The sequence below is a fragment of the Emticicia sp. BO119 genome, from assembly GCF_013912375.1.
Classification (GTDB): Bacteria; Bacteroidota; Bacteroidia; order Cytophagales; family Spirosomataceae; genus Emticicia.
The window spans coordinates 1625984-1652216 of record NZ_JACETV010000001.1 but is presented as its reverse complement, the minus strand read 5'-3'; the positions used below and the strand labels follow the sequence as shown (position 1 = coordinate 1652216).

Here is a 26233-nt window from a genome sequence, read left to right as displayed (position 1 = left end):
TCTACTTCCTGAACAATTTGAAGTTTTAGCGACAGGCTATAGTCTCGCTGTGACCGCCTTGAATAATTAGTCTTTTCTTCCATAACGACTCTTTTTTGTGTATCGCTATTTCAGGACGTGACAGGAATTTAAGTAAAAGAGGAGAAACCACCAGGGCCTCTCCTCTTTTACTTTTAGCTGACACCTGGCTATTGCTTTTTAATCCAATCCAGAATATAATCTGCATCTTCTTTCCAGGTTGGTTGACCTAATACGTAGTGATTTCTGCCTTTAAATTCTTTATAATCTAAAACTGACCCAGATTCTTTATAAGCTTTAAAGTTACGGATATTCAAGTGAGCAGGAATAATGGTGTCTTGATCGCCTGAGGTAATTAATAAAGGAGCATGAGGTTTAGCAAAATCAACTTTCGCAGCACTCGTTAACCCACCCCTGGCTACTGTTTTTGATTCAGGAATGGCATTTTTTTCATAGGCTTCTTTTTGCGCTTCCAATGGCATGCCGTTCACGAAGGCATATTGCCAGTCTTTAAACGACATTAAATAGGTCTTTTTCAAAGAGGTAAATAAACCTAAAACTTTCCATCCGGCTTTAAGAAATGAAAATTCATAAGGAATAATGCCTTGTGGTGCAACAGGGTGAATCGCTATTCCGGCTGCGCCTAAATCTCTGTTTATTAAAATCTGTGTAATTAAACCGCCTAAAGAGTGTCCGATGATAATTGGTTTTTCAGGAAAACTACTAACAATTTTTGCGTAGTGGTCAACCAATTCATCCAAAGTCAATGCTGCTAAGTCAGTATCGTTTGGTTGTCTGTTTCTCAGGTCTGCGGCAGTTGGGGCATCTTTGAAAGGCCACGCCGGAGCGATTGTGTTATAGCCTTTACTTTCAAAATATTTTTGCCATTCCTGCCATGAAGAATTGTGAACAAATGCTCCTGTGATAAATACGATGTTTTTGGTGGTGATTGAATTTTTCATTGTAGTATTGATTTAATGATTTAAAATTTCTGTTGTTGTTATCGTTAAGATTATGATACAAAGGTCATAGATGAGACTGACAATAATTTTAACCTAAGTTAAAATCGAATGTATCGACAGATTTTTTTTATAAATACAATACAGTTATGAAAGGGTTAATTTTTAACTATTAAGTGGCACGAAGTGATGCACTGAGTTACACGAAGTTAAAATTAGTTAGTGCCAGTTATTTACCGATAATTCTCTTACGAATACGGCTGAGCGATGGGCCTTGAATACCCAGATAAGAAGAAATCTGATATAATGGAATGGTATTGAAAATATCTGGGTGGTCTTCAATTAATTGCAGATAACGCTGTTCCGGGGTTTGAAATAAAAAACTTTCAGTACGATTCATGGATACATTAAAAGCCATTTCAGCAATCAGCCTTCCGAAGTGTTCCCACTTATGAGATTGTTGATATAGCTTATTCAAATCATCAATATGAATATAAAGAATCTTTGAATCGACCATTGACTGTGTAAAATAATTGCAGGGAGTTTGAGTAATAAAACTTTTGAATGAAACTACTACCTGATTTTTTGAGAAAAAGAAGACATTCTTTTCTTCACCTGTATTGTCATCAACATAATATGTTCTGAAAACGCCGTCAATAATAAACCCCAGATACTTGCAAACGTTTCGATACTCATTATAATACTCTCCTTTTTTATAGGAACGTCTTTGCCAATACTGGGCTGAAAGTGCAAAATCATCCTCATCAACTTTGGCTAAGGTATTTAATGCGTATGCGAGTATATCGAGGTCGGTCATTATAGTATTCAGGTTTTACCAAAACTAACGATTCTATCTATATATCGCAAACTTTCAAAAAGCTATCATAAAAAAAGACCACCTTTCAGCAGTCTTTTTATTAGTGATATATTACTAAAAATTATCCGACACTTCCTTCTAAGGAAATCTCCAATAATTTTTGTGCTTCTACGGCAAATTCCATTGGCAATTGGTTCAATACTTCTTTCACATACCCGTTTACAATTAATGCAACGGCTTTCTCGGTAGGAATACCTCTCTGGTTACAATAAAATAACTGGTCTTCACCAATTTTTGAAGTAGTTGCTTCATGTTCTACCGAGGCCGTTGAGTTATTTACTTCAATATAAGGGAATGTATGTGCGCCACATCTATCACCCAAAAGCAACGAATCGCATTGGGAGAAGTTACGGGCATTTTGTGCACGCTTGGAAATATCAACCAAGCCTCTATACGAGTTCTGGCTTTTACCTCCCGAAATACCTTTTGAAACGATACGGCTTTTAGTATTTTTACCAATATGAATCATTTTAGTTCCAGTATCTGCCTGCTGCATATTATTTGTAACTGCAACCGAATAAAATTCTCCGATTGAATTATCTCCGCGAAGAATAACAGATGGGTACTTCCAAGTAATAGCTGAACCTGTTTCTACCTGCGTCCATGATATTTTAGACCCTTCGCCAAAGCATAAACCACGTTTGGTTACAAAGTTATAAATACCCCCTTTCCCCTCTTTATCTCCAGGATACCAGTTTTGGACAGTTGAGTATTTTACTTCACTATCCTTATGGGCATAAATTTCTACCACCGCAGCGTGCAATTGGTTTTCATCACGTTGCGGAGCTGTACAGCCTTCCAGATAACTTACATAGGCACCTTCATCAGCTACAATCAATGTACGTTCAAACTGCCCTGTTCCTGCCGCGTTGATACGGAAGTAGGTTGACAACTCCATCGGACAACGAACGCCTTTTGGAATATAGCAGAATGATCCGTCAGAGAATACCGCTGCATTTAATGCCGAATAAAAATTATCTTTTACAGGAACAACCGAACCCAGATATTTTTTCACCAGATCAGGATGTTCCTGAATCGCATCTGACATTGAGCAGAAGATAATACCCAATTTCTTCAGATCAGCTTTAAACGTAGTAGCTACAGAAACCGAATCAATTACTGCATCCACAGCCACACCTGATAGAGGTTTTGGTGCAACACCTGATAATCTCTCCTGTTCTTTTAAAGAGATACCTAAACGCTCAAACGTCCGGCGCAATTCCGGGTCAATTTCATCAAGACTATTAACCACTTTTTTCTGCTTAGGTGCAGAATAATATTTTATACCTTGAAAATCGACAGGTTTATAATGAATATTTGCCCATTTGGGCTCGGTCATACCTTGCCATGTTCTGAAAGCATTCAGACGCCACTCCAGCATCCATTCAGGCTCATTTTTCTTTTCCGAAATAAGACGAATAACACTTTCGTCTAACCCTGCCGGAACTTCATCTGCCTCAATGTCTGTATAAAACCCGTATTTATATTCGGAGGTGGTTAATTCTTCTAATAATTCTAAGTCTTTACTCATGTATTTTTGCTTTATGCGCTTTTAGGTATAAAAGCGAAATATTAGACTCTTTGCGTAGTAACAAGTGAACACACCGTATAGCTGTTCCACCTAACTCTAACATTAGTTAAGGAATATTTGTTCGCAAATTTAGCCTTAATACCGATACGATTAGCTAATTTGTTAAATTAATTCTAAATCGATTGCTATGATTTATTGCGCAGGTTGAAATGTTGCCACAAACTGAAAAGTCTCTCCATTCAATGTTAAGGTTGTTTTTCCAGTAAAAATAGTATCATTCAGCTCAACAATATCAAAAATAGTATCATTTACTTCTCTACCCTGAAATACGATCTTATCAATTTTAAATTTAGTTTCATTTTCAAGGAATGTCCAGTTTGCTTTTAACAGAAGGTCTGGATCATTGGCACCACACTTAGTGGCCCCTTCTCTGAATTCGTAAGTATTATTCGGATAAAAAATTAAAATATTATCCGTTATACAAGCTGGCTGTGTTATTACTAAATCAATCTTAAGGCCTCCGGAATTAGTAGCTTCAGCTTTAGTATTTTTCCATGTTTTAGAAACTGTACCTGCCAAATATTCAGTTTTTGATTTCGCTGCAACTGGTTGTTTTTCTTTACAAGAGAACAGAATTAAACCAGTGAAAGTCAGGGTAATTAAGGTTTTGAAAAATCTCATTTTAAACAATTTTATTTACAAATCAATTATTTACTAAATTACTATTATTTAATATTTCTACAATTCGCTTGCCTGTTTTAGCAGATGCTCCTGTACTGCCAAGTATTTCTCTAACTTTTTGATAATCAGCTATTTGTTTTTTTCTTTCAATAGAATTATTTAATACTTTTTTAATTTCTTTAGCAATGTTTTCAGTCGTCAGTTCCCCTTGTAATAATTCTTTCACAACTTCTTTCTGGGCAATCAGATTTACCAAAGAAATGTACTCAATTTTTACAACCATGCTCGCTATACTATATGTAATCAGGCTCATTTTATAACAAACAACCTGAGGTACACCAAATAAAGCGGTTTCTAAAGTGGCAGTACCGCTCGTTACCATTGCTGCTTCGGAATGACTTAGTAAATCATAAGCCTGATCGAAAACCAATCGGATGTCATCAGTCAAAAAGCGTTCATAGAATTCTTTTGAAAGATTACCTACACCTGCAATAACGTACTGATAATCGGGAAATTGTTTTTTAGTAGCCACCATAAGTTTCAGCATTTGTTCAACTTCCTGCTTGCGGCTGCCGGGTAAAAGGGCAATTATTTTCTTTTCTCCAAGATTATTCTCATTTAAAAAATCCGGATTAGGCCGAAAAGCAGCAATGGCATCAAATAATGGATTACCAACAAATTCTACCTCATAATCATAATTTTTAAAGAAATCTACCTCAAACGGGAATATAACAAATAGCCTATCAATAGTTTGCTTCAGTTTTAAAGCTCTCCTCTGATTCCATGCCCATACTTTAGGCGAAATATAATAGAATAACTTATAACCTTGTGGTTTCGCCCATTTGGCAATCCGCATATTAAAACCAGAATAATCTATCAGAACAATGGCATCAGGTTGAAATTCTTCTATCTGGTTTTTGCAAAGCCTGAAAAAACCCAGAATTTTTGAGAGATTTTGAATTACCTCAAAAAAGCCCATAAATGCAAGGTCTTTGTAGTGTTTCAAAATTGTTGCCCCTGCTGTCGTCATATAATCACCACCCCATCCTTGTATCTGCGCTTCTGAATCTGCCTTTTTAATAGCAGTAATCAGATTTGAACCATGCAAATCTCCTGATCTTTCGCCTGCAATAATAAAATATTTCATGTAGAACAATTTAGTGATTGAGCGATTTGGTGACTGTGTGATCAAATTTTGAAGTAAGTTGAATTTTATAAAATTCAACCTATTCATTCTATAATCTTACTCACCAAAATACTCAACATAATGATTTGGTGTTTCTATTAGTTTCACACAATGCAATATACTATTGTATTTATTCTGAATAAGCGGAGCCAGGATCTTCCAGATTTCAACCGCGAAAACTTCGGTACTTGGAAATTTGCCTTTTAAAAATGCTACATCTTCGTTCAAGAAAGTATGGTCAACCTTATCTACTACTTCTTGTTTCATTAATTTACTAAGCGCTTTTAAATCCATTACAAAGCCCGTTTCAGGATCAATTTCACCCTTTACGGTTACAATCAACTCCCAATTATGCCCATGGATGTTTGAACACAATCCAAAAATATCTCTGTTTTTTTCTTCCGACCAGGTTGTATTCCATAATCTATGAGCAGCATTAAAACGCTCACGTCTTGTTATATAAATCATATACTTTTGTTGTTTTAGAACTCTTAACAATGAACCTCGCTATAAAAAGTTCACAAAATTACCATCAAAAAACTATTAACCTATTGTTAATTAACCTATTCCAAGTCACATTCTTTAAAAAGTACAATTTAATCAAAGTTAAATCTATGGATTTGCATTTCTGAATGTGCTAAATTTGCAATCTTTATAACACTACGAAAGGTTTATGATTATTGTAACGGGTGCCGCTGGTTTTATTGGAAGTTGTCTGATACAGCGTCTGAATCAAGACGGGTTTAATTTTATTATCGCAGTTGACGACTTCTCTAATTCTCTGAAAATGAAGAACTTAGAGGACAAAAAGATTCAAGAATTTGTGCACCGTGATATATTTTTTGAATGGTTAGATAAAAATCAGGCTGAAGTTGAGTTTTGTTTTCATATTGGAGCTCGTACTGATACCACAGAGTTTGATCAGAATATTTTTAATAAATTAAATCTTAATTACTCAAAGCAAATATGGAAAAAGTGCCATATTTATCAGATTCCATTAATTTATGCTTCGTCAGCCGCAACTTATGGAAACGGAGAGTTTGGTTATGATGATAACGAGTTGCAGATTCCACAACTGAAGCCATTGAATCCTTATGGAGAGTCAAAAAATGAGTTTGACAAATGGGCTTTACTTCAAAAAGATTCACCTTTCTTTTGGGCGGGATTAAAATTCTTTAATGTTTTTGGTCCAAATGAATATCATAAAGGTCGAATGGCCTCCGTTATTTTCCATGCCTATAATCAGATTAAGGCAACTGGAAGAATTAAATTATTCAAATCTCATCGTCCTGACTTCAATGATGGAGAACAGATGAGAGATTTCGTATATGTAAAAGATTTAATTGAAGTTTGTATTCATCTGATGCATTCTCGTCGTAATTCCGGCATATATAATTTAGGAACAGGTAAAGCCCGAACCTTTCTTGATTTAGCCAAGGCAACATTTACAGCGTTAAATCTTGAACCTCAGATAGATTTCATTGATACTCCTGAAGATATTCGTGATAAATATCAGTATTTTACTCAAGCCAATATGAGTAAACTCCGTCTGATTGGTTATAAAAAGCCCTTTACTTCATTAGAGGATTCTGTAAAGGATTATGTAAGCAATTATTTAGTTGGAGATAATTATCTTTAAAGTCTTCATTTTATCTTCCTTTTCTTACTATTTTTGCAAATAATTGATTTGTAAGAGAGACTTTCTGTTGAAACACCCGTTTTAAAGAGACATTTTGTTACGAAGAAAATATTAGATAGTTATCAAACCTATTTGACTATCTTAAATACTCGGAACTTAACATTAGATGAAAAATATTCGCAATTTCTGCATTATTGCACACATTGACCACGGCAAAAGTACACTTGCCGACCGCCTTCTACAATTTACAAATACTATTTCGGATCGAGAAATGCAAGCCCAGGTGCTTGACGATATGGATCTTGAAAGAGAACGAGGGATTACCATTAAAAGCCACGCCATTCAAATGAATTATAAATTTGAAGGGCAGGAATATATACTTAATCTGATTGACACCCCCGGTCACGTCGATTTCAGTTATGAGGTTTCACGTTCAATTGCCGCTTGCGAGGGTGCTTTATTGGTGGTTGATGCTTCGCAGGGAATTGAAGCACAAACTATCAGTAACCTGTTTCTGGCGCTCGACCATGATCTGGAAATCATTCCGGTTTTAAATAAAATTGACTTGCCAGGTGCTATGCCTGAAGAAGTTAAAGACCAGATCGTAGACCTGATCGGTTGTGACAGAGATTCTATTATACCTGCAAGTGCGAAAGAAGGCATTGGTATCAATGAAATTTTAGCTGCCATTATTCACCGGATTCAACCGCCAAAAGGCAATCCAAAGGCAGAACTACAAGCCCTAATTTTTGACTCGACATTTAATTCTTATCGTGGTATTGAGGTAATTTTCAGAGTGAAAAATGGGCGTATTTCTAAAGGAGATAAAGTAAAATTTGTTGCTACCGGCAAAGAGTATATTGCAGATGAAGTCGGGATTCTCCGACTAACAAAAGAACCTCGCGACTATGTAGATTGTGGAGATGTTGGGTATATCATATCTGGTATTAAAGTTGCCAAAGAGGTAAAGGTTGGTGATACCATTACTCATTCTGAAAATCCAACAAAAGAAGCTATCAAGGGCTTTGAAGAAGTCAAACCTATGGTATTTGCCGGAATTTATCCGGTTGATACCTCTGAGTTTGAGGATTTGAGAGAGGCAATGGAAAAATTGCAATTGAATGATGCAGCTTTAATCTGGGAGCCTGAAACATCAGCGGCATTAGGCTTTGGTTTCAGATGCGGATTCCTTGGTATGTTACATATGGAGATCGTGCAGGAGCGTCTGGAACGTGAATTTGACATGACCGTATTAACTACTGTTCCATCTGTGCGTTTTAATGTAATTGGGAAAAAGGGAGATATTCTTGAAGTTTCAGCGCCTTCAGAAATGCCTGACCCGAATTACATTGACTGGATTGAAGAACCCTTTATTAATGCACAGATTATTACTGCTTCAGATTACGTAGGCCCAATTATGGGGCTATGTATGGAAAAAAGAGGGATTCTTAAAAATCAGGTATATCTTACTTCTACTCGAGTGGAATTAACTTTTGAAATGCCACTTTCAGAAGTAGTATTTGATTTCTTCGACAAACTAAAAACTATATCAAGAGGCTATGCCTCATTAGATTATCATCTGGTTGGCTACCGAGAATCCAATCTGGTGAAGTTAGATATTCTTCTGAATGGTGACCCTGTTGATGCGCTTTCGGCCATTGTTCACCGTGATAAAGCTTATGACTGGGGTAAGAAACTTTGCGAAAAATTACGGGAACTCTTACCACGTCAACAATTCGAAATCGCTATTCAAGCAGCAATTGGTGCAAAAATCATTGCCCGTGAAACTGTAAAAGCTCTGCGTAAGGATGTAATCGCCAAGTGTTACGGAGGAGATATTTCACGTAAAAGGAAACTTCTTGAAAAACAGAAAAAGGGTAAAAAGAGAATGCGCCAGATCGGGTCAGTAGAGGTGCCACAAGAAGCATTTATGGCTGTATTGAAGATTAGCTAACAATAAAAGCCCTTCCTGATTTTGCTCAAGGAAGGGCTTTTGATTTGATCATATGAATGATATTAATAAAGTTTTTGGTGGAATATTACTGACATTCAGAGACTTTATTATAATTTTGGGCATTGAAGAAATTCATTGAAACCGATTCTAAGTAAAATCAATAAATTGCTGAAAAGCCAGGTAACTTTTTAATAACCAATGGTGTTCTATTAAAAGTTAAAACCTTTGCAGCAAAATCATTAATCCAAAACCAAGCAAATTTTTAAAATGGCAGAAGTAATCCGAATGCCCAAGATGAGCGACACCATGACCGAAGGTGTTATAGCAGCATGGCTTAAAAAAGTTGGAGATACTGTAAAATCAGGCGATATTTTAGCAGAAGTAGAAACAGATAAGGCCACAATGGATATGGAGTCTTATGCTGATGGTACTTTGCTCTATATTGGTGTAGAAAAAGGGCAAGCTGTTCCGGTTGATGCTATCATGGCTGTAATTGGTAACCCTGGTGAAGATTACCAAAGCCTTTTAAGTGGAGGTGGCTCAACACAACAACCTGCTGAAACTCCGAAGGAAACTGCTCCGGCTGCTCAACCAACCGCTCCCGCAGCTCCGGCAGTAGATACTTCAAATATCAAAGCTAAAACAGTACAAATGCCTCTTTTAAGTGATACCATGACCGAAGGGGTAATACATACATGGTTGAAAAAAGTAGGTGATAAAGTAAAATCGGGTGATATTCTGGCTGAAATTGAGACAGATAAAGCTACGATGGAACTGGAAGCCTACGAAGACGGTACTTTATTATATATTGGCGTAGAAGCCGGACAAGCCGCAAAGGTAAACGAAGTAATTGCAGTAATTGGTGAAGAAGGTGCAGACTACAAGGCATTACTAAATGCCGGAAGTGCTGCTACTACTCCTGCTCAACCGGAGGTAAAAGCAGAACAATCAGCATCTCCTGCTTCACCACAAACCACAAGTACACCAGAATCAGCTACTTCAAATGCGAACAATGGTCGTATCTTAGCCTCACCATTGGCAAAACGACTGGCAGAAGAAAAAGGCATTAATTTATCAGATGTAAATGGTTCAGGTGAAGGTGGCAGAATTGTCAAAAATGATGTTGATAGTTTTACACCAAAAGCTAAACCTACTGCTGTACAAAGCCAAACCCCTGTGGTTGCTGCTGCTCCTGCTGGTCAGGAAAGCTACGAAGATGTACCGCTTTCACAAATGCGTAAGACTATTGCTCGTCGCTTAGCTGAATCTAAATTCTCTGCTCCTGAGTTCTATCTGACGATGGAGTTTACGATGGATAAAGCCATCAAGGCAAGAGAGGCGATGAATGAAATTTCCCCAGTGAAGATTTCATTTAATGATATGGTGATTAAAGCTGTTTCAGCAGCCTTAACCAAACATCCAATGGTAAATGCTTCATGGTTGGGCGATAAGATTCGTAAAAACCATCATGTGCATATTGGTATGGCTGTAGCAGTTGAAGAAGGTCTGTTAGTACCTGTCATCCGTTTTGCTAATACCAAAACCCTTTCTCAGATTGCCGCAGAAACGAAAGATTTAGGCGGTAAAGCCAAAAACAAACAACTACAACCGAAAGACTGGGAGGGTAATACTTTTACCGTAAGTAACCTCGGTATGTTTGGTATTGAGCAATTTACCTCAATTATTAACCCACCGGAATCTTGTATTCTGGCCGTTGGTGCAATTAAAGAAACGGTTGGGGTGAAAGATGGTCAGTTCTTTGTAACCAATATAATGAAACTCACTCTTACCTGCGACCACCGTGTGGTTGATGGAGCAACAGGTGCTGCATTTATGGTTACTTTAAAACAATTACTTGAAGAACCGTACAAATTATTGGTATAAATGTTATTCAAAGCATATCAGTTAAAATCCCTAATAAATCCCTCATTGAAAATATGGGGGATTTATTGCTTTGTAGCAATTGCGATTCCGTTATATGCACAGGAAACCCCTCAGCAAAGACTTACAAAATTCTTTACCTGGGTGTGCAAAGCAGATCAATTACCTGATGAAAACGAATGCTTTGATGGAGAAGGGCCTGATATTACAAAAATCGACACTCAATGCCTGCAAAACTATCTTGCCGCTATTCAGAAAACCGGATTGTTTTCAGGTAGTTATATGAAGAATCTGAAAAGAGAATTTGCTGAAAAGCAAATGATTGTAGCAAAAAAGGATACAGCGGAAAGAATGGACTACGATAGATATTTGCTATCGCAAGACCCTCCTACCAAAGCAGAATTACTTTATGCACTCAAAAACAGTTCCTCTATTAAAATAGACAATACAAAGGCTAAAGTAACAATCAATCTCAAAAAGCCGTATGTACAAACACTGATTTACAATTTTGATTTAGAAGAAAATATCTGGAAGATTTCTTCCATAGAATCTAAAGAATAACATGGAAAAAATACACGCAACAACTGTCCTTGGAATCATTCATAATGGCAAAGTAGCTCTCGGAGCCGACGGACAAGCAACAATGGGTAACACTGTTGCCAAAAGCAATGTTAGAAAAGTAAGAAAACTCTATGGTGGTAAAATACTCGCGGGTTTTGCCGGTTCGACCGCTGACGCCTTCACATTAATCGAGCGATTTGAAGAGAAACTCAATTCATATGGGGGTAATATGAAACGTGCTGCCATTGAGTTAGCTAAAGACTGGCGTATGGATAGATACTTGCGTAAATTAGAAGCAATGCTGATAATTGCCAATGAAACAGAACTTCTGATTATATCAGGTACAGGTGATGTTTTAGAGCCGGATAATCAGATTGCGGCTATTGGGTCAGGCAGTATGTATGCGCAATCAGCTGCCATTGCCTTAAAGCGGCATGCTTCCAAATTAAGTGCACATGAAATGGTACAGGAAGGACTAAATATAGCGGCCGATATTTGTATCTATACCAACCATAATATAATTATTGAGACACTCTGAAATATTCTTTATTGATCTTACCCATAACACTTCTGCTGAATTCATTAGTTTTTTTTGTTTAATTCAAACAAAAAAGAAAATTATAAGAAATTTTGCCATTAAATAAATATTTTTATAGTTCCTGATTGCAAATTGTATATTTTTGATGTATCAAACAAATGCAAAATGTTTTCTGTAAAAGAATTGGCTAAAAAAGTTTACTTTCGCCTCAATGGTCCGAAAGAATTTGATCCTTCTACTCTTCCATGGATTGATCGCGAAAATGCAGATATTGCAGATTTTTTAAAAATTCATCCGCAAAAAGGACATTTACCTTATAATCTGGAAGAAAAACTGAATTTCTGGAAAGAAAACGGGTATGTTGTACTCGAACAAATTATTCCTCATGAGCTCATTGATTTATATTGGGCAGATGTATTAGAAATAATTAATAACCCATCTAAATTCAAGACATATATTCAGATTGACCGCGAGGAATTCAAACCTAATCTGATGAGACCAGCTTATGAATGGACCACAGAACAGATTCTTGGCAAGATGGTGAAGATTAATGATATACATAACCAGAGTTTGGCTGCAAAAAAATTATTCCTTTTTAAAGATATTATTGCTTTTCTTGAAAAAATTTTTGACAGCCGCATTGTAGGTATGCAAAGCCTGAGTTTCTTTTATGGAAGCCAGCAGCCTACTCACGCTGATTATCCTTGGGTAACCGCAAGAATTCCAAGTAACCTTGCAGCTTCCTGGATACCTGTGGAAGATGTGCATATTAATTCAGGGCCATTATATTATTATGCCGGATCTCATCTTAAAGTTAAAAAGTTCAACTTTGGTAATGGCATATATTATAGCAATCAATATTCAACCAAAACACCTCTTGACTATGCAAAATTCCTTGATAATCAATGCGAAGATTTAGGTCTGAAAAAACAGACATTGCTTATCAAGAAAGGAGATGTGCTTATATGGCATTCAGCACTGGTGCATGGTGGTTCAATTATAAATGATCCGAACCAAACACGCAAGTCTTTTGTATGCCATTATTCTTCAGAGCAAGCTCTACCTTATCATAGAGCTGCAATGGGTGTCGAGCCAAAGAAATTTCAGCTTAACAATGCCACGCTTTATGAAGATCCAAGAATACCTGAACAAGAAAATATTCTTAAAGAAAGAGGTGAGTCTTTCAAAGACTGATTATAAAAACAAGAAAACAATAAACCCCATTGGCAGCCTTGGCTATCATCGGGGTTTATTGTTTTTATATCCTCTACATTATTAAATCTATTACCGACAAATAATAAAAATTGCAATTTTTTTTCAGTGAATTATTGAATCGAGCTTAGTTTTTTTTCAGGGTATTTATCAAAAATGTAATCTTCTTTATCATAAAACTGATCAGATAATACAAGTAGGACTGCATTTTCAGAAAAATCATACATCTCATGCCAATCCTTTGGGTCAAGCAACAAACACATATCAGGAGCATCTAAATCATAAATCTGTTGTTCTTCTCCATCATCCACAAAAACTTTACAACTGCCACTTACACAAGTTAAAGCATTATTAGCCAAAATATGTCTATGCCCACCTCTTATTTGATTTTCAGCATCATAAATATAAAAAATTCTCTTGATGCCTTCAGGTAAGATTTTCTCAAAAACCGTTAGACTTCCTTTTTCTGATGAAAACGTTTGTAAATGAAATAGTTTTGCCATATGGCTAATCTTAGCTTAGTTGTAATAGTTAAAAATTGCGAGTCTACTGTAAAATAAAGGTTTTTTTTTATCATTTAAAAGCTATAAGCTCTAAATAGAATTAAAATTCCATTTTTCTTAATTAACAACCACAAGGAAATTTTATTTTCAAGGCTTTATTTTTATCAAGATGAACCCTCCATGATAGTGGTTTTGGAATAAAAACCACTTTTCCTGCTCCAGGAAAAACTGTGGTTTGTATGGGGGTTCCAATACTCTTAACAATTTGTTTATACATCTTTTCCGGAATCAAATCGACACATAAATTAATTCCGGCAAAGTCATTAAACTGAAAATATTTAATAAAATATTCGAGTTGTTCGTCCGAAAACTCATTGACAATTCTCGATGCATTCCGCCAGTCTTTTGAGTCTGCCTCTGCAAGAGCACCCAACCCAGTATCAACAAAACCTTTAATAGCAGAAAGGTGAATATGGCTATAATACCCTCCAACCACTTTTTTATGATGAAACCGCCTTAATGCATAAACATTACAGGTTTTATCGAATATAGGGCAAAGATTTTCTTTAAGACCAGTTCCATCACCACCAACAATACAAAAAGGAAAATCTAAAACCGCCTCACCTTTTTGACTTTCAACCAAAGACATATAATTGAAGAAACTCTTGTCTATCCGGTAAGTCTCTTTGCTATATAAAAATCGATAAACAACTGTTCCTTCAATCAAAAGAAATAGTATCAATAATCCAATTAGTATCTTATGCATTTTTATTCTATTCCACTCGAGCGGTAAAATAAAACAACAAAAAATAACCGGCAAAACTGAAGTAAATCTTGATGGTACACGATTGAAAGTTCCCCATGGAAAAATCTTAAGTGTTGGTACTTTATTCGGATGATAAAAAGTCGAAATAACAAGTAAAATCACTAAAGGCAGAAAGACAAGCCAATATTTTTTCCTGTTATAGAAATATCCGGTTATACCTAAACCTAAACAGAACCATCCTGGACTACCAGATCCGAGTCCCTCTGGCATATCTTTCAAAATATTTGTTAATGGATTCTCAGAAGCATTAAAAAATGGCATATATGGAAACAATATTCTCAATGGATGGCTCCATAAATGCGGCGACTGACCATTATTAAAATGTAACGATTGAGATTCCTGATAAATCTGCAAAACAACTGGCAGGTAAAAATACAATAAAATCAGAGGTGCCATTGCTAAAACAATATTTTGCCAGAATTTCCCTTTCGATTCATTTCGCCAAAGCCTCACATAATCCAACAATTGATACTCTTTCTTAAAATAACGGTTTATTATAACAGTTGTAACAACAGCAAGGCTTAAAACAAAACTCGTCAATGCAAACCCACATATATACCCTAAATTCATACCCAATGTGGCGATTAACAAAAAAGCTTTTAAAAACACCCATTTAATTGAAACTACCTCTCGCAGAATGAATCTTTTAGTTAAAATAAAATCTGAAAATATGCTGAGTATAGTCCAATGAATGGTACTATGATTAAAATGATGAGGATATTTATTTAGTGCATAGAAATTAAAAAATGTTACAACAAAGCCTGCAAAAAAAGCTTTATTCTGACCAAATTCTTTTTTTAGTAAAATATATGAACCTAAAAAAGATATAATGAGGCTCAGAACATAATAATAATTTAGCCAAGCGCCGTGTCCAAAGATTTTATAAAAGAAAGCAAACCAATAATTACTTTCAAGAGACCAGTCAGAAAAAGCCTGAGTTGTACCAAAAGGGTAAAACGTCTGATTTTGTTGCAGGGCAACTTGCGGAAAAATATCAAAATGAAGGTTTTCGGCCAAATAAAAACCTACATATTCCCATTCGTCAATATCCCCACCACCTGTTAACGGTAAACTGAAGTTTCTTATAAAGAAAAATCCATAAATAACAGGAAGTAAAATTGCAATAAATATAAAAAATCGATTTTGCCTTGATGTTCGAAAATCCATTCAATGTGTCTTTATCCTCAATGAAAATTAAAACACAAATGTATCAATTTTATAAGAACCGTTCTAATTTTATGAGTTGACTGCTTATATAAATAAAAGGTTGTAATGCGATTAAAAGTATTTTATAATAGAGGAATCGGCCTGATAGTCCTTTCTTCTAAAGAAATAAAAGTTTCAGTACGCTGAATACCTTGCACTTTCTGCACTTTGTCGTGTAGAACCTCACGCAAATGTGGTGTATCCCGACAAACAATCTTTGCAAAAATGCTATACATTCCAGTAGTATAGTTAATACTAACTACTTCAGGTATCTTTTCTAATTGGTCGGCTACCTCGTCATACAGTGAACTTTTATCTAAGTATATACCTATAAAAGCACTGATATCCCATCCTAATTTAATAGGGTCTACAATTAGTTGTGAACCTTTTACTATACCCATTTGTTCCATTTTGGTCATTCTTACATGAACAGTTCCTCCTGAAACAAATATTTTTTCACCAATTGCTGTATAAGGCATCTTTGCATCATGCATTAATAAAGATAAAATCTTCAAATCAGTTTTATCAATTTCTAAATTTTTATCCATTCAAAGTATATGTTTTTACAAATTTATCAAAAAAAACAACGAATATCTGAAAATAACTTAAATTTTTTAGAATTTTTATAAAAAATTTGCAATTAAGTAAAAATATATTGTACCTTTGTTATGTCAAAGCGAGAAAGAAATGGCTTCGACAGTGATAATGTAAGGTGATGAAATTGGCAGCCATGCCCTCCTGTCTCGGGGGTGGTGATAATAGGACAAACGCAGCATAAAGCCGGACAATTTTAGTCGACTGGGATTGACCACCAAAATTTGTACTGTGGCTAACTACACCGTGGGCGGTTCGAGTCCCCCTCTTACAGCGTGAAGTATGAAAGATTTATGAATAAATTTCTTTCATACTTTTTTTTTAAGTATGTTTGCTTAACAAAAACATTATTTGGTTTTTAGTTTGTTGATGAAGTGTAATTGCGACACGCAGTTCCGAATTGAGGATTGCGTGTTTTTTATTTAAGGTTTTTTCTCTATTTTTCGTATGTTTATGGCTATTCTATTGGCTCACAAAACTTTGCTTTAAATAAGAAAACTTTTATTTAGCAAAGAAAATCAAACTCTCATATTGATGACTCCAAACTCACCCCTATTTACAAATGATGCGCTTGTCTTGGGTATTCTACTTAGTATTTTAGCACTAATATTTTATTCAACCAAGACTAAGGCACTTGTGAAAATTTATAAGATTGTTCCACCAATTTTACTTTGCTTTTTTATTCCGGGATTATTTAGTTCATTTAATATAATATCCGCAGAGCATTCACAGTTAGATGAAACAGCATCGAGATTCTTATTACCAACCTGTTTGGTATTTTTTACTCTTGGAATTGACTTTCAGGCAATTAAACGATTAGGCCGTAAAGCACTTTTTGTATTTTTATTTGGAGCCTTGGGCGTCATGGTTGGTGGGCCATTGGCTTTGTTGGTTGGCAAATTGATAGACCCTGAATTTTTAAATAGAGATGGTGAAGAGGTTTGGAGAGGATTAGCTACTATTGCCGGTAGCTGGACAGGAGGGAATGCCAATCAACTGGCCTTAAAAGAAATATTTCAACCATCTCCCAACGTTTTTGCACAAACAAGTGTCATTGATGTACTATTTGCTGAATTGTGGTTGGGTATATTACTTTACTTTGCAGGGAAAGCACAGCAAATTGATAGAAGAATGAAAGCTGACTCTTCTGTTATAGAACAAATAAGAATAAAAGTAGAGAACAAAAATAAGCAACAGAAAAACCCTGATTATCAGGAATTGATAATTTTGATGGCTGTAGGTTTTGGTATTACTGGACTTTCACATTTTCTTGCAGATTTAATTGCTCCGTTTATCGAAAAGACCTATCCACTATTGAAGTCTTACAGCCTTGGATCAAAATCATTCTGGATTGTTACTATTGCGTCAACATCAGGGCTGATATTATCAACGACAAGAGCGAGAAAATTAGAGATGTGGGGAGCGACCAAATTTGGCACTTTATTTTTATATATCCTGATTGCAACTATAGGGATGCAATTACATATTTTTGATGCTTTTCAGAATCCTACCTTATTGATTGTAGGCCTGGTCTGGATTCTGACACATGCAATTTTTACAATATTAGCAGCAAGAATAGTAAGAGCTCCTCTCTTTTTTACAGCAGTAGGTTCACAGGCAAATGTAGGCGGGGTGGCTTCTGCTTCGGTAGTTGCTGCGGCTTTTCATCCTTCGTTGGCACCAATTGGTGTATTATTGGCCATTTTAGGTAATGCCATAGGAACTTATTGTGGATACGTAACTGGCCTGATTATGCAATGGGTTGCAAATTAGGCACTGTTTTTGTCTATTATAAATCATTACGATGTAGCCCAAAATATGCTGTAATGAAATTTTTTACCTCAATTAGCATTCTTCTGTTTACAACAGCTGTATTCGCACAGGAAAAACAGCTCAAAAACAAGTTCAACTATCAGTTTGAATTAGGAGGATACTTTTCGCTTACCAATAAACTACCATTCTGGCAAGCAAGTAATCAATATGGAAGTATTCCAAAAGAGCTTCCTTCCTTCATGTGTCGCCAAGTCTTAAAAACTAAAAAAGATACACTCAATAAATTTTTCAGATTAGATTATGGTGCAGAATTGGTAACGCTACTTGGGAGACAACCCCAATTAATTATCCCTGAAGGCTATATTTGCGCAAAAATTGGTGCTTTTCAGATTTATGCAGGGCGCAAAAAAGAAATATTTGGTCTGGTTGATACAACACTGAGTTCTGGTTCTATTTCGTGGTCTGGCAATGCACTCCCCCTACCAAAAATTCAGATTGCCATTCCTGATTATACTAAATTATTTTTTAAATGGCTAAGTTTCAAGGGCACTTTTGCACATGCATGGTTTGGTGAACAAGCTTTTGCCAAAGGCTATTATCTTCATCAAAAATCAATATTTCTGAGATTGGGTACACCTACCGCCAAAATAAAGTTATTTGGAGGTATCGTGCACAATGTTCAATGGGGAGGTACACCAAAAGTCAAATTGCCAGAAGGAGATGATAGGCTATTCAATGGTAAATTCCCTGAAGATTGGTTTGTTTATGGCAATGTTGTATTTCCTTTTAAAAAATTATGGCACATAACGCCAAAATATGAAGACTATAATAAGTTTGAATTGGGAAATCGGTTCGGTAATCATCTGGGTTCGTTAGATGCAGGAGCAGAAATAAATTTCAATAAAAGTAAATTGCTCCTTTACAAACAGTTTATCTTTGATGATGGCCAGCTTTTTGGTCTCACTAATACTGACGACGGCCTGTATGGAATAAGTTTTACTCCATATAAAGGTGCATTCAAAAAAGTTGTCTTTGAATATCTTTATACAAAGAATCAAGGTCACTATGTCTCTGCATTTGGTCGGCTTCTCGGCCTTCCAGACCGCCATCCTAACGAAGAAAATTTCTTATTTAACCATCAGCAATATCTTGATGGTTGGTCTTATAACCGCAATACAATCGGAACTCCATTCTTGACTCCAGAAGAAAATCTGAGATCAGAAAAGCAGGTAGATAATGGTTATATCTTTGTAAATAATAATCGGGTATGGGCTTGTTATTTGGGTTTAATGAATCAGATAGGCACAATTAGTTTTACTAACAGATTGTCGTTTAGCAAAAACTTTGGTTCTTATGATGTTGTCGGTAAACCAATTTCGCCGGTTACTCAAATATCCTATAGTGTAAATACTGTTATTCCACTTAGCAAATTGAAAGCTGACTTAAATGTAAATGTAGCCGTTGACCATGGAGACCTAATCAGAGATAATTTTGGTTCTTATGTTTCAATCATCAAAAAATGGTGAACCTCCTATATTCTACATTCTTAAAAGTATAAATTTCTTTCCGATTGGCTGTCTTTTGTGTAAGTTTATAGTAAAACCCTAAGCATGAAAAAAAATATTCTTCTTGTTTTCCTGTTGGCCTTTTCTTATCCTTCATTTTCACAAAGTGGGAAAATACAGATAGCTTTTCTTGGTGTTTTTCATATGGGTGAAACCCCTGATTATAAACAAGGTTCACTTACTGATTTGCTTTCCTCTGACAGGCAACATCAGATTTCAGAGGTTGTTGAGTCTTTGGCAAAGTTTAAACCAGATAAGATATTTGTAGAGAATACACCAGATACTCAGCCTTTCTGGGATAATGTCTATAAAAATTATCAGAATGGGGTTAAACCAACTGATCGTAATATTGAATATAACGAAATATACCAATTGGGTATAAAACTGGCAAAAAGATTGAACCACCCAACGGGAGTGACTTGCGTAAATTACGTTCAACCTGAGTTGGTGTCAGGATTAAAAGTGGCCCGAAATAAAATAGATACGCTGGCGAGTTTTTACGCGCATGAATTAGAAAGAAAACGACCCTCTTATGATGCCTATTTCAAGGCTAATCCTAGTGTAAATAAAGCGTTAAAAGATTATCTTGCCAGATATGAAACATGGAAAAACCTGAGCATTAAAGACCATCTGCTTCTATTAAATTCAGAAGAAAGTATTGCAACTCTGCATTATTTCAACATTACAGGTTGGATGGATACCAATACAAATGGTTATGGAGCAGAGTTTACCGCCAAGGAGTATTTTAGAAACACTAAAATACTCCAGAATATACTCCTTAGGGTAAATCCCGCAGACCAAAAGTTATTGGTCATTATTGGTGGAGGACACATACAGGTTTTAATAGATATGCTCAAAACACACCCATACTTTGAAGTAGTTGACGCCAAGACCTTATTGAAGTAACGAGGCAGCAGCTTTATCAATCCAGATGTGCCCGTTAATATGTTTTTTGAAAACAGTGGCCGGGAGATTAATATTTGGATCTTGAAGAACAATTTCTCTTAGAATTTCAGCTTTTTTATCCCCAGTGGCAATCATAACCGCTGTCTTGGCTTCTAAAAGGTGCTTTAACCCAATAGTAATTCCTTGCGTGAGGTCAGTACTTTGATTAAAATACTTCTGACCTGTATTTATTGTAATTTCTGCAAGCTTCGATACATGGCAATATAGGTCAAAGCTTGTGCCAGGCTCATTTAAACCGATATGTCCGTTCAACCCTACACCAACGATGATAAAATCTGCTCCTCCTTTCTCCAATATGAGTTTATCTACTCTCTCACACTCACTTTGCAGATCTTCTGTCATTGAATCAAAAAAAGTGTATTGTTCAGAATTTATATTAAGAGGTTTTAATAAGTTTTCTTCAACTATATATCGGCAACTCCCCTCGCTTGTCGCTGGCACGCCTACCCATTCATCTAAACCAATTACTGTAACCTTATCAAAATCTCCTGGATAAGCTAATTCAACAATTTTCTTATAAGTTTTGACAGGAGTATCACCTGATGTAAGAATAAGAGTTGCTGTGGGATTATCTCTTACCAAGTCTATTATAAAGTTTGCGGTATGATGAGCTAATTCCTGAGGATTTTCGAATACTTCTATTTGCATAAGTTAAAGGTTTTATAAATAATGATATGTTTGAATGGTTCTTACAAAAGTATTCAAATTTGTCCAGAATCACCGTAATCCACCAGTATGAATTAATACCACCGTGCTATTATTTTTTATTTCACTTCTCAGTAATTCATAAAAAGCAAAAAACATTTTCCCAGAATATACGTATTCAAGCCTTATAGAATGCTTTTCTTCAAAATCTGAAATAAACGAAAGAAGCTCTTTTGTTTTTTTTGCATATCCACCATGGTGCTTATCCCAGAAAATCTTAAAGTTTTTATCAAAAAGATTTTCTTTATTTTTTATTAATTCTATTATTTTATTTTCTAAATACTGTGCATTTTTTAAGACACAGATACCCATTATCTGAGGTCTGTTAGTTGTATTGATTAACCCTGCAATTGTGCCGCCAGAGCCAACAGGGCAAAAAATATAATCTGGTTCATAACCTAATTGACTTCTGATTTCATCATACATCTCGCCCACCCCCGCCAGCGACAAGGCATTTGTTCCGCCTTCAGGGAGAACGTAATGGTCATCTTTTGCGTAAATATCTAACAATCTGCTTTTGTCCCTGTATGCCTCTCTTGAAACAAAATGTAATTTCATACCACATCTGTCTGCAAATTGCAAAGTTATGCTTGATGAAGTATTTAATTCATCACCTCTGATAATTCCTCTTGTATCAAAGCCAAAATACTTTCCAATTGCAGCCACGGCATACAGATGATTAGAATGTGCCCCTCCAAAAGTAATCAGCTTTTTAAAATTCTTTCTTTCAGCCTCTAAAAGATTAAATTTCAATTTTCGCCATTTGTTTCCCGAAATCTGCGGATGTATTAAATCATCTCTTTTTATAAAAACTTTTAAGGCCATTTCTTCGAATACTGGCTCATGAATCGCCTCTAATGGAGAGGGTAGATTTAGTATTTTTTCAAAATCAAACATATCTTTGTACCTTGATTAAAGGCTCTCGACTATACTAAGCTATAATATAAATATATCAGGATGTTAATCCTTTTTTAGATTTGCACCAAAATTAATCAGAATGTCTGAATTACAAGAGAATATCGATAACGACGAAGAAGACGAACTTTACGAGCATCAACGGGTAGTGGTTGATAAAGGACAAGCCTTAATGAGATTGGACAAATATTTACCGCATTTTTCCAAAAACATTTCACGGAACCGAATTCAGAACGCTATAGAGGCCGAAACTATTAAAGTCAATGGCCTGCCTGCTAAAGCAAGTTATAAAGTAAAACCCTTTGATGTTATCACCTATTCTCTTCCTAAACCTCCGAGAAATACAGATCTTGTGCCTGAAAATATTCCACTCAATATTGTTTTTGAAGACGAAGATATTCTGATAATCAATAAGCCTGCCGGAATGGTTGTTCATCCAGCTTTTGGGAACTGGACAGGAACTTTGGTAAATGGATTAATTTATTATCTACAAAACTTACCAACCCATCGGAATGGAGAGATTCGCCCAGGTTTAGTTCATAGAATCGACAAGGATACCTCTGGTTTACTGGTAATTGCAAAGAATGACTATGCCATGACATTTCTTGCCAATCAGTTTTTTGAGCACTCAATTGAGCGCACTTACTATGCATTAGTATGGGGAGTCCCAAAAGAGTCAACAGGAACCGTTCATAATTTTATTGGCAGAAGCCTTAAAAACCGAAAAGTATCAGATGTATTTCCTGATGGTTCGCAAGGGAAAGAGGCCATCACTCATTTTAAAGTGCTTAAAGATTTACGCTATGTTTCGCTGATTCAATGCAATTTAGAAACAGGGCGAACACACCAGATAAGAATTCATATGAAACATTTGGGTCATCCACTATTTAATGATACTGAATATGGGGGTAACAAAATTCTGAGAGGGCAATTATTTAATAAATACAAACAATTTGTTGATAATTGTTTTGAAGCTATGCCAAGGCAGGCATTACATGCCAAGACACTTGGTTTTGTACACCCTCGAACTAAACAATGGTTACAATTTGATACAGAACTACCTGATGATTTCAAAACTGTACTGGCTAAATGGGAAAATTATATTACAGATTAACAAGAATTAGTAGAAAAACCTGAATGTGCAGTCCTAAACATTATCATTGAGTCTCATAAAAAAAACCTATAACATGAAAATCAAAATTAGAAAGATAACAAAAGAAGATATTCCGCAAGTTTTTAATTTAATTTATGAACTTGCCATCTATGAAAAAGCTCCTGAACAAGTCACCAATACCATTGAAATGATGCTAAAAGATGGATTTGGTAAAAATAAAATCTTTGGTTGTTTCGTGGCCGAAGCTGATAATAAAATCCAAGGTATTTCTGTGTATTATTACCGCTATTCTACCTGGAAAGGTAAAAGATTATATTTAGAGGATATCGTAGTAACTGAGGCAATGCGTGGCAATGGTCTTGGAAAATTACTATTCGACAGGACTATTCAAGAAGCAAAAAAAACAGACTGCACTGGCATGATGTGGCAGGTTTTAAACTGGAACGAGCCAGCCATTAATTTTTACCGAAAGAATTTTCCAACAAGGTTTGATGATGAATGGATCAACTGCCACTTAGATTTCTAAGGCTGATCTCCTTATCAGTTTTTCTCAAGCTGGCGTCTTTGCTTCCTGACCTTTCTTTTGTTGCTGTTTCCTACCAGATTCTCACCAACAAAATGTATCCGGGTTTTCCATATCTTTCGTGGAGAAAAAGTCTTTTCTCCATGCCTATGTTCCATCCACACTTTGCAAGATTTGATCGGGCACGGTCGGTAAATATAGCAACTCTGCATTAAAAAGAGCAAAAAAATTAAAGCAAGTATCTTTCTCATCAAGTATGAAAACGATTTTCAATTCAACTTATTTTCTACTTCTACTCTAAATATTGCTTTTTATCAAATAAAACAACTCATAATCTAATAGTTGCGTATTTTCCTCGTTTCAATCCACAAAATGGGGAAATTTGACCACAATTCAAGATTTAAAGTACAGGAACAATTTTTTTGAATGTTTTGGCATTAAATCTACAACCATGAAAAAATCAGAAAAAGAAGATCACCTCGACCACAATGAGGAGGAACAGGTAAAAGAAGAAAAGAACCTTAATTTCAAAAAAATGTTGATCTGGCTTTTCGGATTAGGAATCGTTTTTTCAATAATTGCTTGGATTGGTGGTTACATCACCGTTGGAGGACCTGGAGAAGCTGGTAAGGGAGGGCGATTTGGTGTAGTAACTCCTGAAGATTCAGCAGCGGTTGTAAAAGGTGATACATTAAAAGCTGAGCCTTAATTTTCAAAAACTTACAATAACCCATCATAAAGTAAAATAGAGTGAATCAGATGCACCGGAAAAAACAAAAATAAAGCTATGAACTTTATGACAAAACAGGTGTAAAAGCAAAAGAGGGAAAGGTTAAAATTGAAAATTAGACAAACAAAGATATTAATCGTGGATTCTATAGTGGTTGTGAAAGTCAAACAGGGGTATAGTATTTAATATACCCCTTGTTTTAAAGCAATCTAATAGTTCCGAATTTATATAGAGATATTTTACCATTAAGGTAAACAAGAACGCAACTCAAATACACACAACTTAAATTATTTATAATTCCATTTCAGAGTGGTTTTATAATAGTTGCTTAAATTCACACAACTAACAACATTAAAATCTCACAACTTATTAAAATTAACAAGTCATTAAAAATTTATAAGCTATTAAATTCACCAACTTTACATTGTCTGATAGTACACACAACACGTTTAAATTAACAGATTCCCATAGTTAATATGGATGCGTGAATGTCATAAATCTGATTTAATAACAATATTTTTTGACAAACTCACATAATCTGGATAGGCAAAATACAATTTATATTAAAAAATTTAAGATGCTTTATTAGAATTTACATGACTTTAGTTTTAGTTATTAAATCTTGCACAACTTACTTTATTAAATCTCTTGAGCTAATAGCTACAAAATCTGACAAAAGTGGAGGCATCAAAAGTGTCTCCTCTTTTGTGTCACTATTACTAAAACCAGTCTATCAGGCAGCCAACGGCTTTTTATTGTAAACTGGTTTTATGAGCATCTGAGGTTTAATAATATTATTAAACCTTTCATATGCAAATCCATCTTGCAAATAAATTGGCATTTCATTTAATAAATATTGATAAGCCTCCATGCCCAAAGCTTTTACAAGGTATGTTTCATGTACAAGATTAACGTTGTAAACAATGCCTGTTAATGAATTGTGAAAAGCATCAAATGCAATATTTGCATTTAGGTAACGCTCAATTTCTCTATTGCTTTCAGAATACTTCAAGCGACTTATTAAATCGAAAACTGTTGTTACAGGTAATTGAGACGTTATCTTTGCCCAATCCTGTTTTGAAAACTTTAGAATAGGGTCACCGTTTTTTTTATTTTTCAAGGCGGTGTCTTCATTACTCTGAATCTCTTCCCTTAACTTTTTCGCCTTCATCCCTCTTGTAGTTTTTAAAAACTGTGCTATATGTGATACTATATCTTCATCATCTTTCAGATAATCAACACTTGGTTGAATTGTCGCCTTCGGTAATCTATGTATTTTAAAGTCATTATAATTGCCAGAACTATAATACCCAAGAGAAGACGGATAGAACCCTCTCTCTATCCAATTAGCCATTCGCTTAGATAAAGTGCTCTCGTCGGCAGTATATATGCCTTGTGTACCCATTAAAGCCCGAATGGAATAAAATATACTGAAATAAGCCTGTGGGAAGGTCCAGTGTAAAGAATGGTTAAGAAATCGGGTATCAGAATTTTTTACTACATTTCTTAATGCGAACTCGGTGTTCCAGGCGTTCAGGAGCATAGTTTTGATATAGTCAACCCGATTATTGTTCATGAACGGCTTAAATTTCTTCCAGAAAAGTAATGAAGTTATCTGATTCATTTCATTTTCCATATCAATATTACGATGGATTGCCTCAAAATGATTCAAAAATACTTGCGCCGGAATAGAAGAGGCATCCATCATTGTTAGTTTACCTGAATGATAGGTTTTAAATACTGATTTTCTTTCTACATTTTTCATAATAAAACAGC

At 35.4% G+C, this 26233-nt stretch carries 24 protein-coding genes; 12 read left to right on the top strand and 12 right to left on the bottom strand.

Annotated features, from left to right (window positions below; genetic code table 11):
- Positions 1–188: 188 nt before the first annotated feature.
- The 6 genes from H1R81_RS07095 to H1R81_RS07070 form a co-directional block, all read right to left on the bottom strand.
- Positions 189–980: an alpha/beta hydrolase gene (locus tag H1R81_RS07095; RefSeq protein WP_181839962.1), complete on the bottom strand. Its 792-nt coding sequence runs from the start codon at positions 978–980 to the stop codon at positions 189–191.
- Between the two features lie 226 nt (positions 981–1206).
- A complete protein-coding gene (locus H1R81_RS07090; protein WP_181839961.1) occupies positions 1207–1794 on the bottom strand; it encodes a Crp/Fnr family transcriptional regulator in 588 nt (195 codons plus the stop codon).
- Between the two features lie 121 nt (positions 1795–1915).
- Positions 1916–3385 (bottom strand): Fe-S cluster assembly protein SufB, encoded by a 1470-nt coding sequence (gene sufB, locus H1R81_RS07085; protein ID WP_181839960.1) that lies wholly within the window; start codon positions 3383–3385, stop codon positions 1916–1918.
- 192 nt (positions 3386–3577) lie between these two features.
- Positions 3578–4066: a hypothetical protein gene (locus H1R81_RS07080; protein WP_181839959.1), complete on the bottom strand. Its 489-nt coding sequence runs from the start codon at positions 4064–4066 to the stop codon at positions 3578–3580.
- 22 nt (positions 4067–4088) lie between these two features.
- On the bottom strand, positions 4089–5213 hold the full coding sequence (gene lpxB / locus H1R81_RS07075; RefSeq protein ID WP_181839958.1) for a lipid-A-disaccharide synthase: 1125 nt from the start codon (positions 5211–5213) through the stop codon (positions 4089–4091).
- Between the two features lie 96 nt (positions 5214–5309).
- Complete coding sequence (locus H1R81_RS07070) at positions 5310–5720, bottom strand: 6-carboxytetrahydropterin synthase (RefSeq protein WP_181839957.1); 411 nt, start codon at positions 5718–5720, stop codon at positions 5310–5312.
- A 205-nt stretch (positions 5721–5925) separates the two neighbouring features.
- Between H1R81_RS07070 and rfaD the strand changes: the two genes are divergently transcribed.
- From rfaD to H1R81_RS07040, 6 genes are all read left to right on the top strand, one after another.
- Positions 5926–6891: an ADP-glyceromanno-heptose 6-epimerase gene (rfaD, locus tag H1R81_RS07065; RefSeq protein ID WP_181839956.1), complete on the top strand. Its 966-nt coding sequence runs from the start codon at positions 5926–5928 to the stop codon at positions 6889–6891.
- Between the two features lie 166 nt (positions 6892–7057).
- Entirely contained in the window at positions 7058–8845 is a 1788-nt protein-coding gene (gene lepA / locus H1R81_RS07060; RefSeq protein WP_181839955.1) for a translation elongation factor 4, read from the top strand.
- A 267-nt stretch (positions 8846–9112) separates the two neighbouring features.
- Positions 9113–10729 (top strand): pyruvate dehydrogenase complex dihydrolipoamide acetyltransferase, encoded by a 1617-nt coding sequence (locus tag H1R81_RS07055; RefSeq protein WP_181839954.1) that lies wholly within the window; start codon positions 9113–9115, stop codon positions 10727–10729.
- The gene (locus tag H1R81_RS07050) at positions 10730–11287 is read left to right on the top strand and encodes a hypothetical protein (protein ID WP_181839953.1); all 558 of its coding nucleotides are present in this window, start codon (positions 10730–10732) and stop codon (positions 11285–11287) included.
- A 1-nt stretch (position 11288) separates the two neighbouring features.
- A complete protein-coding gene (gene hslV, locus H1R81_RS07045) occupies positions 11289–11825 on the top strand; it encodes an ATP-dependent protease subunit HslV (RefSeq protein WP_181839952.1) in 537 nt (178 codons plus the stop codon).
- A 165-nt stretch (positions 11826–11990) separates the two neighbouring features.
- Positions 11991–13019, top strand: coding sequence for a phytanoyl-CoA dioxygenase family protein (locus H1R81_RS07040; RefSeq protein ID WP_181839951.1), 1029 nt, complete (start codon positions 11991–11993; stop codon positions 13017–13019).
- A 131-nt stretch (positions 13020–13150) separates the two neighbouring features.
- Here H1R81_RS07040 and H1R81_RS07035 read toward each other — a convergent pair whose 3' ends face one another.
- From H1R81_RS07035 to H1R81_RS07025, 3 genes are all read right to left on the bottom strand, one after another.
- Positions 13151–13540, bottom strand: a complete 390-nt coding sequence (locus tag H1R81_RS07035) for an FdtA/QdtA family cupin domain-containing protein (protein WP_181839950.1) — start codon at positions 13538–13540, stop codon at positions 13151–13153.
- Positions 13541–13661: 121 nt separating this feature from the next.
- On the bottom strand, positions 13662–15533 hold the full coding sequence (locus tag H1R81_RS07030; protein ID WP_181839949.1) for a hypothetical protein: 1872 nt from the start codon (positions 15531–15533) through the stop codon (positions 13662–13664).
- Positions 15534–15655: 122 nt separating this feature from the next.
- Positions 15656–16120 (bottom strand): Lrp/AsnC ligand binding domain-containing protein, encoded by a 465-nt coding sequence (locus H1R81_RS07025; RefSeq protein WP_181839948.1) that lies wholly within the window; start codon positions 16118–16120, stop codon positions 15656–15658.
- A 580-nt stretch (positions 16121–16700) separates the two neighbouring features.
- On the opposite strand from H1R81_RS07025, the gene H1R81_RS07020 reads away from it, so the two are divergent.
- The 3 genes from H1R81_RS07020 (at position 16701) to H1R81_RS07010 (ending at position 20410) form a co-directional block, all read left to right on the top strand.
- Positions 16701–17939: a DUF819 domain-containing protein gene (locus H1R81_RS07020; RefSeq protein ID WP_181839947.1), complete on the top strand. Its 1239-nt coding sequence runs from the start codon at positions 16701–16703 to the stop codon at positions 17937–17939.
- Between the two features lie 53 nt (positions 17940–17992).
- The gene (locus tag H1R81_RS07015) at positions 17993–19465 is read left to right on the top strand and encodes a capsule assembly Wzi family protein (RefSeq protein ID WP_181839946.1); all 1473 of its coding nucleotides are present in this window, start codon (positions 17993–17995) and stop codon (positions 19463–19465) included.
- Between the two features lie 84 nt (positions 19466–19549).
- On the top strand, positions 19550–20410 hold the full coding sequence (locus H1R81_RS07010) for a DUF5694 domain-containing protein (RefSeq protein WP_181839945.1): 861 nt from the start codon (positions 19550–19552) through the stop codon (positions 20408–20410).
- On the opposite strand, the gene H1R81_RS07005 is transcribed toward H1R81_RS07010, so the two are convergent.
- Complete coding sequence (locus tag H1R81_RS07005) at positions 20399–21118, bottom strand: 6-phosphogluconolactonase (RefSeq protein ID WP_181839944.1); 720 nt, start codon at positions 21116–21118, stop codon at positions 20399–20401. The genes H1R81_RS07010 and H1R81_RS07005 overlap by 12 nt on opposite strands.
- Before the next feature lie 69 nt (positions 21119–21187).
- The gene (locus H1R81_RS07000; RefSeq protein WP_181839943.1) at positions 21188–22072 is read right to left on the bottom strand and encodes a 1-aminocyclopropane-1-carboxylate deaminase/D-cysteine desulfhydrase; all 885 of its coding nucleotides are present in this window, start codon (positions 22070–22072) and stop codon (positions 21188–21190) included.
- Positions 22073–22172: 100 nt separating this feature from the next.
- Between H1R81_RS07000 and H1R81_RS06995 the strand changes: the two genes are divergently transcribed.
- The 3 genes from H1R81_RS06995 to H1R81_RS06980 all read left to right on the top strand — a co-directional run bounded on the left by H1R81_RS06995 (position 22173) and on the right by H1R81_RS06980 (position 24436).
- Positions 22173–23204: an RluA family pseudouridine synthase gene (locus H1R81_RS06995; protein WP_181839942.1), complete on the top strand. Its 1032-nt coding sequence runs from the start codon at positions 22173–22175 to the stop codon at positions 23202–23204.
- 73 nt (positions 23205–23277) lie between these two features.
- Positions 23278–23730, top strand: a complete 453-nt coding sequence (locus H1R81_RS06990) for a GNAT family N-acetyltransferase (protein WP_181839941.1) — start codon at positions 23278–23280, stop codon at positions 23728–23730.
- A 448-nt stretch (positions 23731–24178) separates the two neighbouring features.
- Complete coding sequence (locus H1R81_RS06980; protein WP_181839939.1) at positions 24179–24436, top strand: hypothetical protein; 258 nt, start codon at positions 24179–24181, stop codon at positions 24434–24436.
- Between the two features lie 754 nt (positions 24437–25190).
- On the opposite strand, the gene H1R81_RS06975 is transcribed toward H1R81_RS06980, so the two are convergent.
- On the bottom strand, positions 25191–26222 hold the full coding sequence (locus H1R81_RS06975; protein WP_181839938.1) for a hypothetical protein: 1032 nt from the start codon (positions 26220–26222) through the stop codon (positions 25191–25193).
- Positions 26223–26233 lie beyond the last annotated feature (11 nt).